General features: G+C 71.0%; 11 protein-coding genes. 4 read left to right on the top strand and 7 right to left on the bottom strand.

The window, feature by feature from the left end:
* Positions 1-6: 6 nt before the first annotated feature.
* Positions 7-639, bottom strand: coding sequence for a sulfite oxidase-like oxidoreductase (locus tag AC07F3_RS27410; RefSeq protein WP_114035696.1), 633 nt, complete (start codon positions 637-639; stop codon positions 7-9).
* A 153-nt stretch (positions 640-792) separates the two neighbouring features.
* Here AC07F3_RS27410 and bfr point away from each other — a divergent pair, with 153 nt between their 5' ends.
* Positions 793-1,272, top strand: a complete 480-nt coding sequence (gene bfr / locus AC07F3_RS27405) for a bacterioferritin (RefSeq protein ID WP_053727747.1) — start codon at positions 793-795, stop codon at positions 1,270-1,272.
* Positions 1,273-1,285: 13 nt separating this feature from the next.
* On the opposite strand, the gene AC07F3_RS27400 is transcribed toward bfr, so the two are convergent.
* Together AC07F3_RS27400 and AC07F3_RS27395 are read right to left on the bottom strand one after the other, a co-directional pair.
* Complete coding sequence (locus AC07F3_RS27400; protein ID WP_479117093.1) at positions 1,286-1,543, bottom strand: (2Fe-2S)-binding protein; 258 nt, start codon at positions 1,541-1,543, stop codon at positions 1,286-1,288.
* 173 nt (positions 1,544-1,716) lie between these two features.
* Positions 1,717-3,057 (bottom strand): class II 3-deoxy-7-phosphoheptulonate synthase, encoded by a 1,341-nt coding sequence (locus tag AC07F3_RS27395; RefSeq protein ID WP_114035694.1) that lies wholly within the window; start codon positions 3,055-3,057, stop codon positions 1,717-1,719.
* Positions 3,058-3,243: 186 nt separating this feature from the next.
* On the opposite strand from AC07F3_RS27395, the gene AC07F3_RS27390 reads away from it, so the two are divergent.
* The 3 genes from AC07F3_RS27390 to AC07F3_RS27380 all read left to right on the top strand — a co-directional run bounded on the left by AC07F3_RS27390 (position 3,244) and on the right by AC07F3_RS27380 (position 8,144).
* Positions 3,244-6,021 carry an N-acetylmuramoyl-L-alanine amidase gene (locus AC07F3_RS27390; RefSeq protein ID WP_479117092.1) on the top strand — a complete coding sequence of 926 codons (2,778 nt, stop codon included), beginning with the start codon at positions 3,244-3,246 and terminating at the stop codon, positions 6,019-6,021.
* 59 nt (positions 6,022-6,080) lie between these two features.
* Positions 6,081-6,137: a trp operon leader peptide gene (locus AC07F3_RS27385; protein ID WP_078516689.1), complete on the top strand. Its 57-nt coding sequence runs from the start codon at positions 6,081-6,083 to the stop codon at positions 6,135-6,137.
* Positions 6,138-6,239: 102 nt separating this feature from the next.
* Positions 6,240-8,144, top strand: coding sequence for an anthranilate synthase family protein (locus AC07F3_RS27380; protein ID WP_479117091.1), 1,905 nt, complete (start codon positions 6,240-6,242; stop codon positions 8,142-8,144).
* Between the two features lie 7 nt (positions 8,145-8,151).
* Here AC07F3_RS27380 and AC07F3_RS27375 read toward each other — a convergent pair whose 3' ends face one another.
* The 4 genes from AC07F3_RS27375 to macS form a co-directional block, all read right to left on the bottom strand.
* A complete protein-coding gene (locus AC07F3_RS27375) occupies positions 8,152-9,150 on the bottom strand; it encodes a 2-hydroxyacid dehydrogenase (RefSeq protein WP_479117090.1) in 999 nt (332 codons plus the stop codon).
* Between the two features lie 102 nt (positions 9,151-9,252).
* Complete coding sequence (locus AC07F3_RS27370) at positions 9,253-10,281, bottom strand: 6-phosphofructokinase (protein ID WP_479117089.1); 1,029 nt, start codon at positions 10,279-10,281, stop codon at positions 9,253-9,255.
* 144 nt (positions 10,282-10,425) lie between these two features.
* Positions 10,426-11,124: a response regulator gene (locus tag AC07F3_RS27365; RefSeq protein WP_479117088.1), complete on the bottom strand. Its 699-nt coding sequence runs from the start codon at positions 11,122-11,124 to the stop codon at positions 10,426-10,428.
* Positions 11,121-12,335: a MacS family sensor histidine kinase gene (macS, locus tag AC07F3_RS27360; RefSeq protein WP_479117087.1), complete on the bottom strand. Its 1,215-nt coding sequence runs from the start codon at positions 12,333-12,335 to the stop codon at positions 11,121-11,123. Before macS ends, AC07F3_RS27365 begins: the two co-directional genes overlap by 4 nt.
* Positions 12,336-12,355: the final 20 nt, after the last annotated feature.

Here is a 12,355-nt window from a genome sequence, read left to right as displayed (position 1 = left end):
CGGGAGCTAGAGCTCGGGGCCGTCCCCGGGCTCCTCCTGGTAGGAGTAGCGCTGCTCGCGCCAGGGGTCGCCGATGTTGTGGTAACCCCGCTCCTCCCAGAAGCCCCGGCGGTCCGCGGTCATGTACTCGACGCCGCGCACCCACTTGGGGCCCTTCCAGGCGTAGAGGTGCGGCACCACCAGGCGCAGCGGGAAGCCGTGTTCGGCGGTGAGCAGTTCACCGCCGTTGTGGGTGGCGAAGAGGGTGCGGTCGCCGAGGAAGTCGGCCAGGCGCAGGTTGGAGCTGAAGCCGTACTCGGCCCACACCATCACGTGGGTGACATCGGGTGCGGGCGGCGCCAGTTCGGCGATCGTGCGGGTGCTCACCCCGCCCCATTCGGCCCCGACCATCGAGAACTTGGTGACGCAGTGCAGGTCGGCGACCACGGTCTCGAACGGCAGCGCCGAGAACTCCTCGTGGTTCCAGCAGTGCTTGTCGCCGTCGGCGGTGGCCCCGAAGACCCGGAACTCCCAGCGCTCCGGCTTGAACTTGGGCACCGGTCCGTAGTGGGTGACCGGCCAGCCGCGCTGGAGCCGCTGCCCCGGCGGAAGCTCCGTCTGCGCTGCTCCCTGCCGCTCCCGGCTCTCCGGCTGACCCATGACTCCATGGTGACAGACCCCGGGGGGTGGTGATGACCAGGGACGTCCCGATTCGGGCAACTCCTACTAAGCATGCACTTACTGGACGCGTTCTGATCACGGTGCGAGGATGCGCGGAACCTGCCCAGTTACCGCTTGGAAGGAGCCTCTGCGATGCAGGGCGACCCCGAGGTCATCGAATTCCTGAATGAGCAGCTGAGTGCCGAGCTGACGGCGATCAACCAGTACTGGCTGCACAGCGCGATGCAGGCCAACTTCGGCTGGACGAAGCTGGCCAAGTACACGCGTCACGAGTCGATCGACGAGATGAAGCACGCGGAGGTGCTGACCGACCGGATCCTCTTCCTGGACGGACTGCCGAACTTCCAGCGCCTCTTCCATGTGCGCATCGGGCAGACGGTCACCGAGATGTTCCAGGCGGACCGGCAGATCGAGGTCGAGGCGATCGACCGCCTCAAGCGCGGTATCGAGGTGATGCGCGCGAAGGGCGACATCACGTCCGCGAACATCTTCGAGTCGATCCTGGCCGACGAGGAGCACCACATCGACTACCTCGACACCCAGCTGGAGCTCGTCGACAAGCTCGGCGAGGCGCTCTACATCGCCCAGCTGATCGAGCAGCCCGAGAGCTGAGCCGGGCGGAGGGTCAGGCGGCCTCGTCCAGGGCCGGGGCCCGGTCGGGGGCGACCGCGGTGAGCGCGGGCTTGCCCTGGTCCACCAGCTCCCGGCGGGGGCAGGCGCCGCGTCCGAGCAGCGCCTGGATGCGGCGCACGCACGAACCGCAGTCGGTGCCGGCCTTGCAGGCGGAAGCTATCTGGCGCGGGGTGCAGGCACCGCCGTCCGCGTGCTTCTTGACCTGCTCCTCGGTGACACCGAAGCAGTTGCATACGTACACGCGGTTCACCTCCCGGAGCGATCGACGCGGGATCGATGGGTAAAGGCCCGTTCCGATCGATCGGTTCCCGACTGTCGGTGAGGCTAACCTAACCTTACCCGGCACCCCGGGTACGCAAAAGCCCCGGATACGCCAGTGGGGCGCGGATCACATGGATCCGCGCCCCACTGATGCGTACGGGACTACTGGTCGCGGTACATCTCGGCGACCAGGAACGCCAGGTCCAGGGACTGGCTGCGGTTCAGGCGCGGGTCGCAGGCCGTCTCGTAGCGCTGGTGCAGGTCGTCGACGAAGATCTCGTCGCCGCCGCCCACGCACTCGGTGACGTCGTCACCGGTGAGCTCGACGTGGATGCCGCCCGGGTGGGTGCCGAGGCCCTTGTGGACCTCGAAGAAGCCCTTGACCTCGTCCAGGACGTCGTCGAAGCGGCGCGTCTTGTGCCCGGAGGCCGCCTCGAAGGTGTTGCCGTGCATCGGGTCGGTGACCCAGGCGACGACCGCGCCGGAGGCGGTGACCTTCTCGACCAGCTCGGGGAGCTTGTCCCTGACCTTGTCGGCGCCCATGCGGACGACGAAGGTGAGACGGCCCGGCTCGCGGTCCGGGTCGAGCCGGTCCACGTAGGTGAGTGCCTCGTCGACGGTGGTCGTCGGGCCGAGCTTGATGCCGATCGGGTTGCGGATGCGGGAGGCGAACTCGATGTGCGCCCCGTCCAGCTGCCGGGTGCGCTCACCGATCCAGACCATGTGGCCGGAGGTGTCGTACAGGTGGCCGGTGCGCGAGTCGGTGCGGGTCAGCGCCGACTCGTAGTCAAGCAGCAGGGCCTCGTGCGAGGCGTAGAACTCGACGGCCTTGAACTCGGCCGGGTCGGTGCCGCAGGCCTTCATGAAGTTCAGCGCGTTGTCGATCTCGCGGGCGAGCTGCTCGTAGCGCTGGCCCGACGGGGACGACTTCACGAAGTCCTGGTTCCAGGCGTGCACCTGGCGCAGGTCGGCGTAGCCACCGGTGGTGAAGGCGCGGACCAGGTTGAGCGTCGAGGCGGACGCGTTGTACATCCGCTTCAGGCGCTCGGGGTCCGGGACGCGGTCCTTCTCCGTGAAGGCGAAGCCGTTCACCGAGTCGCCCCGGTAGGTCGGCAGGGTCACGCCGTCGCGGGTCTCGGTGCCCTTGGAGCGGGGCTTGGAGTACTGGCCGGCGATGCGGCCGACCTTCACCACCGGCACGGAGGCCGCGTAGGTGAGGACGGCGCTCATCTGGAGGAGGGTCTTGAGCTTGGCCCGGATGTGCTCGGCCGAGACGCCGTCGAAGGCCTCCGCGCAGTCGCCGCCCTGGAGCAGGAACGCCTCGCCCTGGGCGACGGCTCCCAGCCGGGCACGCAGCTGGTCGCACTCGCCCGCGAAGACGAGCGGCGGATACGACTCGAGGTCCGCGATCACATCGCGCAGGGCCTCGGCATCCGGGTACTCGGGCTGCTGCGCCGCGGGAAGGTCACGCCAGGTGTTTACGTTCACGGTCACCTGCCCCACATTACGGGGTCCGCCCTGGCGTCCACCCCCACGACCACCAAATGAGACACCAGCCACTGTGACATGTCCCGAAGTGGCGGAAGTGCGTGGCACCTCCCCATCTCTCCCGTCCGTCTCACCCCCTGTTAATCTCACGCCACTTACTGAATACAGGGCAAGTGACCAGGGGTGGGTGTGAGCCGAAGCGTGAGCAGAAGGCAGCAGAGACATGCGACGAGGAAGATCCTTGCCTGCGGGGTGGCCGGGGCCGTAGCCGTCACCGCGCTCGGCACGGCGGCGGTCGCGGCGCCGCGCGGGGCGGGGGCCGCGCAGGGGGGCGGGGCCCGGCCGGGCTCGGCCCTGCAGGCCCAGTTCGCCGAGGCGGCCAAGGAGTTCAAGGTTCCGCAGAGCGTGCTGATGGCGGTCTCCTACCGCCAGACGCTCTGGGAGGACCACGACGGGAAGCCCAGCACGTCGGGCGCGTACAACGTCATGGGCCTGACCCGGGTCACGCCCGCCGACGTGGAGCAGCCCAGCGACCAGGACCGCCTCGCGCACCTCAATCTGAGCGGCGACCCGGCGGTCATGAAGAAGTTCGACGCCAAGGACGCCAAGAAGGCGCTGTCGTCGGCGCCCGCCGTCGACACCAACGACCCGCGGCTGCACACCCTGGACGAGGCCGCGAAGCTCATCGGCAAGCCGGTGGACACGGTGCGCACCGACACCGGGCAGAGCATCCGGGCGGGAGCGGCGCTGCTCGCCCGCTACCAGCGCGCCGCCACCGGCTCGCTGCCGGCCGACCCGGGCGGCTGGTACGCGGCGGTGGCCCGCTACAGCCAGGCCCCCGACGCCAAGGGCGCCGACGCCTTCGCGCAGCGCGTCTTCGACTCGGTCCGCTCCGGCGAGAGCCGCCTCACCACGGACGGCCAGCGCCTGGCGCTGCCCGCCGACCCCGCGGTGAAGCCCGTCAAGCCGGCGAAGATGCCGCTGGCCGCCGCGGCACCCGGCGCGGCCGCGGCGACCGCGGGCACCCCCGAGTGCCCCGCGGGCCTGCCGTGCGACTTCAAGCCGGCCGACGTGAACAACTACAACGTGGCGACCCGGCCGGACAACGGGTTCGACATCCGGCAGATCGTCATCCACGACACCGAGGGCAGCTACGACGGCTCGGTCAAGGTCTTCCAGGACCCGACGACGTCGGCCAGCACGCACTACCTGATCAAGGACGACGGCAGCCTCGTCACGCAGATGGTGGCGACGAAGGACGAGTCGTACCACGCGGGCAACAAGACCGTGAACATGCACGCGCTCGGCATCGAGCACGTGGGCTACGCCATCAAGGAAGGCAGCTGGTACGGCGAGCCGCTGTACGAGGCGTCGGCGACGCTGGTCAAGTACCTGGCGGACCGGTTCAACATCCCGGTGGACCGCGAGCACATCATCGGCCACGACGAGGTGCCCGGTGTGCTGGACGGCTATGTGGCCGGGATGCACTGGGACCCGGGCCCGTTCTGGGACTGGAACCACTACATGTCCCTGCTCGGCGCCCCGACCGGCGCCGGGGGCGCGGGCCAGCCGCTGCGGGCGGGCCAGGTCGTCAAGGTCGTGCCGCCCTTCACCTCGGCGAACCAGCCCACGCTGACGTACAACGGCACGACGGTCACCCCGCGGCCGGCGAACTTCGGCTACCTGTACGCCTCGGCCTCGACGGCGACGCCCATCGCGGACCCGTACATGCCCAACGTGCTGTGGAGCGACGGGCCCAACTGGGGCGACAAGGTCGTCGCGGGCGGGCAGTACGTCGTCGCGGACTGGCAGGGCGACTGGACGGCCGTCTGGTACGGCGGCCGCAAGGCCTGGTTCTACAACCCCGGCGGCCAGTACACCTCCGTGGTGGCCCCCGACGCCCCGGTCGTCCTGAAGGCCAAGGGCACCGCGCCGGTCGCGGTCTACGGGCGCGCCTACCCCGAGGACGCGGCGTACGCGGGCACCGGGGTGCCGGTGCAGAACAACAACTCGGCCGCGCTGACGAAGTACACCATCCCGGCCGACCAGGCCTACGTCGCCGCGGGCGCCCCGGTCGCGGGTGACTACTACCTCGGCGGCACCACGCCGGGCACCCTGGTCAAGGGCACGCAGACCTTCTACCCGATCCGGTACAACCACCGGATCGCCTGGGTGCGGACGGCCGACGTCCAGCAGGTCACCCCGGCCGGCCCGGTGCGCGCCGACAACCGCTACAACCTGCTCGCGCGGGACGCGAACGGCGGCCTGTGGCAGTACCAGGGCTCGGGCGACATCACGCAGCCGTTCCTGACCCGGTTCAAGATCGGCAGCGGCTGGGGCATCTACAACGCCATGACCGACCTGTCGGACTTCCGTGCCGACGGCCGGGGCGACCTCATCGCCCGGGACACCTCCGGCGTGGCCTGGTACTACAAGGGCAGCGGCAACCCGGCGGCCCCGTTCGGCGACCGGGTCGGGCTCGGCGCGGGCTGGGGTGCCTTCACCTCCCTGGTGGGCGCGGGCGACCTGACCGGTGACGGCCAGGCCGACCTGATCGCCCGCGACGGCGATGGCAGGCTCTGGCTGTACCCGGGCACGGGCGGCCCCGCCTTCGGCAACCGCACGCAGATCGGCACCAGCTGGCAGATCTACGACCAGATCCTGAGCACCGGTGACCTCGACGGCGACGGCAAGGGCGACTTCGTGGCCCGCGAGCCGTCCGGGAAGCTGTGGTTCTACCCGGGCACGGGCAGCGCGGTGCAGCCCTTCGGCGACCGCCACCAGGTCGGCACCGGCTGGAACATCTACAACGCCGTCGTCAGCTCGGGCGACCTGAACGGGGACGGCAAGCCGGACCTGACCGGCCGCGACGCCGACGGCAAGCTGTGGTTCTACCCGGGCAACGGCGGCTCGGTCCAGCCGTTCGGCGACCGCCGCCAGATCGGCACGGGCTGGAACATCTACGACGCACTGCTCTGATCCCCCGATTGTCCCGATGGCACCGCACGACCGCGGTGCCGTCGGGTAGAGTGCCCGGCATGTTCGCGCACTCGACCCAGAACTGGTGGTGGACCGCTCATCCGGCGGCCCGCTGATCTCTGCGCGTACACAGACTCGCGAAGGCCGCCCCGAGGGGCGGCCTTCAGTGTTTCCGGGGCTGTTCCTCCCGCTCACCACCGGAAGGAACCACGCAACCCATGCTCATCCAGAGGCTGTTGGACGAGAACTGCCCGCCCTTCGCGCTGCTGCGCAGGCGCACCCCGGGCCGCGACCACGACACCGTCGAGCTGTTGATCGGCGAGGTCCACGAGGCCGAGCGCCTCGCCGACCTGCCCGTCGGGGACCGCCCCGCGCTCGCCCTGGTGCCGTTCCGGCAGATCAGGGAGCGCGGCTTCGACGTCCGCGACGACGGGACGCCGCTCTCGGTGCTCGTCGCGGACGAGACCCACGAACTTCCGCTCGCGGACGTGCTGGCCGAACTCCCCGCGCACGAGGTGCGCGTCGAGGGCGGCGGCTTCGACGTCGGCGACGAGGAGTACGCGGACATCGTGCGACGGGTCATCGACGACGAGATCGGCCGCGGCGAGGGCGCCAACTTCGTGATCCGGCGCACCTTCACCGGCGAGATCCCCGGCTTCGGACGGGCCGACGCGCTGGCCCTGTTCCGCCGCCTGCTGGTGGGTGAGCAGGGCGCGTACTGGACGTACGTGGTGCACACCGGAAGTGAGAACGGGCCCGCGGGGCCTTCCTTGGAAGGGCGGCGGCGGGCGACGGGCGGGCGCACCCTGGTCGGCGCGAGCCCCGAGGTGCACGTGCGGATGTCCGGCGGCACGGTCGTCATGAACCCGATCAGCGGGACCTACCGCTACCCGGCGGGCGGGCCGACCCCCGAGGACCTGCTGGCCTTCCTCGCCGACCGCAAGGAGACCGACGAGCTGTCGATGGTCGTCGACGAGGAGCTCAAGATGATGTGCACGGTCGGCGACATGGGCGGCGTGGTGATCGGCCCACGCCTCAAGGAGATGGCCCATCTCGCGCACACCGAGTACGAGTTGAGGGGCCGCTCCTCGCTGGACGTCCGCGAGGTGCTCAGGGAGACGATGTTCGCGGCGACGGTCACCGGCTCCCCGGTGCAGAACGCGTGCCGGGTCATCGAGCGGTACGAGGACGGCGGGCGCGGCTACTACGCGGGCGCCCTCGCGCTGCTCGGCCGGGACGCGGGCGGCTCCCAGACCCTCGACTCCCCCATCCTGATCCGCACGGCGGACATCTCCCCCGAGGGCCGTCTGCGGGTGCCGGTCGGCGCCACCCTCGTACGGCACTCGGATCCGGCGAGCGAGGTCGCCGAGACGCACGCCAAGGCGGCCGGGGTCCTGACGGCGCTCGGGGTGCGCCCCGGCCGCCCGCGCGCCGAGTCCGTCCGCCCCCGGCTCGCCGACGATCCCCGGGTGCGGGCCGCGCTGGACGCCCGGCGGGCCGACCTCGCGCCGTTCTGGCTGCGGATGCAGGACCGGCCCGCCGAGCCGAGCGGGTCGGCGCTGGTGGTGGACGGGGAGGACACGTTCACGGCGATGCTCGCGCACGTGCTGCGCTCGGCGGGCCTCGCGGTCTCGGTGCTCCGCTACGACGTGCCCGACCTGCGCGCGCGGGTGCTCGGCCACGAAGGCCCGGTGATCCTGGGCCCCGGGCCGGGCGACCCCTCGGACGCGGCGGACCCGAAGATGGCGCTGCTCCGCCCGCTGGCCGCGGAACTCCTGCGCTCGCACCGGTACGGGCTGCTCGGGGTGTGCCTGGGCCACGAGCTGATCGCGGCGGAGCTCGGCCTGGAGATCGTGCGCAAGCGGGAGCCGCACCAGGGCGCGCAGGTGCGGATCGACCTGTTCGGCCGTGAGGAGACGGTGGGCTTCTACAACAGCTTCGCGGCGCGCTGCGAGGGCGGGCTGCCCGGCGTGGAGGTGGCGCGCGACCCGGTGACGCACGAGGTGCACGCGCTGCGCGGCCCGGGCTACGCGGGCATCCAGTTCCACCCGGAGTCGGTGCTCACGCTGCGCGGCCCCGAGGTGGTGCGGGACCTGCTCGCGGGGGTGGCGGCGGTGCGCTGAGGCCCGGCTACGGCGCGGCCGGGACGAGGACGTTCTCGGTGTGGCGGCCTGCCAGGTAGGCCGCCACGTTGTCCACCGTCGCCGCGACGATCTGGCCCACCGCGTCCTGCGTGTAGTACGCCTGGTGCGAGGTGACCACCACGTTGGGGAAGGTCACGAGGCGGGCCAGGGTGTCGTCCTCGACGGCTTCGAGCGACTTGTCGAGGAAGAACAGGCCCGCCTCCGCCTCGTACACGTCCAGGCCGACCCCGGCGAACCTGCCCTTGCGCAATTCGCCGACCAGCGCGTCCGTGTCGATGAGACCGCCCCGGCTGGAGTTGACCAGGATCGCGTCGTCCTTCATCGCGGCGAGTTCGACGCGCCCGATGATGTGCTGGGTCGAGGGCAGCAGCGGCACGTGCAGGCTGATCACGTCGGCGCTCGCGAGGAGCTCGTCCTTGTCGACGTACTTCATGCCGAGCTCGACGCAGGCCTGGTTCTGGGCCACGTCCCAGCCGAGCAGGTTCATGCCGAAGCCGTGCGCGATGCGGGTGAACGCCTCGCCGATCTTGCCGGTGCCCAGGACGCCGGCCGTGCGGCCCCGCAGATCGCGGCCGAGCAGGCCGTCCAGGCGGAAGTCGAAGTCGCGGGTGCGGTTGGAGGCCCGCACGATCCGGCGGTTGACCGCCATCGCCAGCGTCCAGGCGAATTCGGCCACGGAGTACGGCGAGTAGTACGAGACCCGGGCGATGGTGAGGCCGAGGCGGGCTGCCACGTCCAGGTCGATGTTGTTGAAGCCGGTGGAGCGCTGGGCGATCATCCGCGTGCCGCCGGCGGCGAGGCTCTGGAGCACCTGGGCGTTGAGGTTCGCGTTGACGCTGGTGGAGATCGCCTCGTACCCGGCGGCGATCGGCGCGGTGTCCTCGGTGAGGAAGACGTCCAGACAGCGCACGTCGTGCAGTCCCGCGAAGGCCTTCTCGATCAACGGCTTCTCGTCGGCCTGCACGCCGAATGCCAGGATCTTCACGACTCTCCCCTTATGGGCGCTTCTGACCGTGAAGCCAGATAGGAGGGCTATGGGCCGGATATCGCGAATATACGGCCCACAGCCCGGATGCGCCCGGCCGGGTCAGCCGAAGAAGACGCCGACCTCGGCGTAGAGCGCGGGGTCCACCGTCTTCAGCTTGGAGGTGGCCTCCGAGATCGGCACCCGCACGATGTCGGTGCCGCGCAGCGCGACCATCTTGCCGAAGTCGCCGTCGCGCACCGCCTCGATGGCGTGCAGCCCGAAGCGGGTCGCCAGCCAGCGGTCGAACGCGCTCGGGGTGCCGCCGCGCTGGACGTGGCCGAGGACGGTGGTCCTGGCCTCCTTGCCGGTGCGCTTCTCGATCTCCTTGGCCAGCCACTCGCCGACGCCGGAGAGCCGCACGTGCCCGAACGAGTCGAGCGTGCCGTCCTTGAGCACCATCTCGCCGTCCTTCGGCATGGCCCCCTCGGCGATCACGACGATCGGGGCGTACGAGGCCTTGAAGCGCGAGGTGATCCAGCCGCAGACCTGCTCGACGTCGAAGCGCTGCTCGGGGATGAGGATGACGTTGGCGCCGCCCGCGAGGCCCGAGTGCAGGGCGATCCAGCCCGCGTGCCGCCCCATGACCTCGACCACCAGGACCCGCATGTGGGACTCGGCGGTGGTGTGCAGCCGGTCGATGGCCTCGGTCGCGATGCCGACGGCGGTGTTGAACCCGAAGGTGTAGTCGGTGGCGGACAGGTCGTTGTCGATCGTCTTGGGCACGCCGACGCACGGCACGCCGTACTCGTCGCTGAGCCGGGCCGCGACACCCAGCGTGTCCTCGCCGCCGATCGCGATCACCGCGTCGATCTCGTACTTGGTGAGGTTCTCCTTGATGCGGCGGACGCCGTTCTCCGCCTTGAGGGGGTTGGTGCGCGAGGAGCCGAGGATGGTGCCGCCGCGCGGCAGGATGCCGCGCACCGCCGGGATGTCCAGCCGCACGGTGTCGCCCTCCAGGGGGCCGCGCCAGCCGTCCTTGAACCCGGTGAACTCGTATCCGTACTCCTGCACACCCTTGCGGACGATGCCCCGGATGACGGCGTTGAGTCCGGGGCAGTCACCGCCTCCGGTCAGTACTCCGACCCGCATGGAATGGTCCCTTCACCTGGGAGTGACGTACGCGGTCCACGCTAGTGGTGACGTAGGTCACTCCGGGATGGGGCGGGAGGTCAATTCACTTGATCCGTACGGGAGTTGAGGAACCCCCGTTCACCCGTACGGGGGATGGCCCGCTCAGGCGTCGTCCACGCTGTCGAGGCCGCGCTCGATCGCGTACCGCACGAGCTCCACCCGGTTGTGCAACTGGAGCTTGCCCAGGGTGTTCTGGACGTGGTTCTGCACCGTGCGGTGCGAGATGACCAGGCGCTCGGCTATCTGCTTGTAGCTCAGGCCCTTGGCGACCAGGCGCAGCACCTCGGTCTCGCGCTCGGTGAGCCGCGGCGCCTTCGGCTCGTCCGCGGCGGCGGGCGCCGGGTCCGTCGCGAGCCTGCGGTACTCGCCCAGGACGAGGCCGGCCAGGCCCGGCGTGAACACCGGGTCGCCGACGGCCGTGCGGCGCACCGCGTCGGTCAGCTCCTCGGTGCTGGCCGACTTGAGGAGGTAGCCGAGCGCGCCGGACTTCACCGCCTCCAGCACGTCGGCGTGCTCGCCGGACGCGGACAGGACCAGCACCCTCAACGCCGGGTTGGCGGCGACCAGTTCCTTGCAGACCTGGGCGCCGGGCATGCCCGGCAGGTTCAGGTCGAGGACCAGGACGTCGGGCGCCGCGGCCTGCGCCCGGCGCACCGCCTGCGGTCCGTCCCCCGCGGTGGCGACCACGTCGAAGCCCGCGGCGGCCAGGTCGCGGGCGACCGCGTCGCGCCACATCGGGTGGTCGTCGACCACCATCACCTTCACCGCCGTGTCCGCCCGCACCGTCCGCTGCTCCGTCATCCGTGCCGTCCTGCCTTCCCCCGTGGGACCCTCAGTTCAACTTCCGTACCCTGGCCCGGCACGGAGATCAGCTCCGCCGTGCCGCCCAGGTCCCGCAGCCGGCCGCGGATCGAGAGGGCGACGCCCATGCGCCCCTCCCCCTCGGCCCGCTCCAGCCGGCCCGCCGGGATGCCGGGACCGTCGTCCCGTACCGTCACGATCACTTCGTCCCCCCAGTCCTCGACCAGGATCCAGGCCTGGGCGGACTCCCCCGCGTGCATCCGCACATTGTCCAGGGCGGCACTGACAGCGGCCGCGAGCTCGCTCGCGGCGGCGGGCGCGAGCGGCACCGGAGCGCCCGGCTCGGCGAAGGAGACCTTCGACCCGGCGTGCCGGGCGAGCAGCGAGCGCAGGTCCACGGCGGCCGTGCCGTCCCCCTCGTCGTCGACCTCCACCGCCCGCACGACGGCGCCGTTGGCGGCGTCCTCGGAGGCGCGGGTGGGCGGCACCAGACCGCTGGAGACCAGGGTGCGCAGCGCGACCTCCTGCTCGCCCGCCATCCGGCCGAGCTCGGCGGCCTCGCCGCCCAGCGCGCTGCCGCGGCGCTGCACCATGGCGAGCACCTGGAGCACGCTGTCGTGGATGTCACGGGCCAGCCGCTCGCGTTCGCGGGTGGCCGCCTCGATCTCCAGGGCGCGGGCGAGCGTCGCCTCACTGGCCCGGGCCACCTCGACGATGTAGCCGATCGCGATGGAGGCGATCCACACCAGGATCACGTTGTGGAAGGTGTCCCGGGTGGGGTGGCCGCGCTCCACGATGTTGGCGACGGCCACCAGCGAGGAGGCGAAACCGGCCCAGCGCCAGCCGCCCTTGATGGCGCAGGCGAGGACCGCTCCGGCCGTCGCGATGGTGGGCAGCGTCGGACCGTCGACGTGCTGCGCGTCCACGTCCGCGAGCGGCGTGAGCAGGATGCCGGTGAGCACCACGGTGAGGTCGACGGCGAGGAAGCGCTTGGTGCAGGCGGCCGCGTTCGCCACCCGGGGCAGCGTCGCGAAGTTCCACACGGTGAGCACCGCCAGGTAGCCGATGCCCACCCAGGGCCGCTCGAACTTGTGGTAGCCGCCGACGAAGATCGCCACCGCGTAGAGCGTCGTGAGCACCCGGTAGCCGGTCAGGGCCCGCCACAGGGGCAGTTCCACCGACATCCGTACGACCCGTTCGCGTTTCGCCATCTTCCCCACCCCTGGACGGA

The sequence above is a fragment of the Streptomyces sp. NPDC045846 genome (assembly GCF_056431605.1).
Note: the sequence above shows the minus strand (reverse complement) of the source record. Positions and strands in the feature narration are given on the sequence as shown.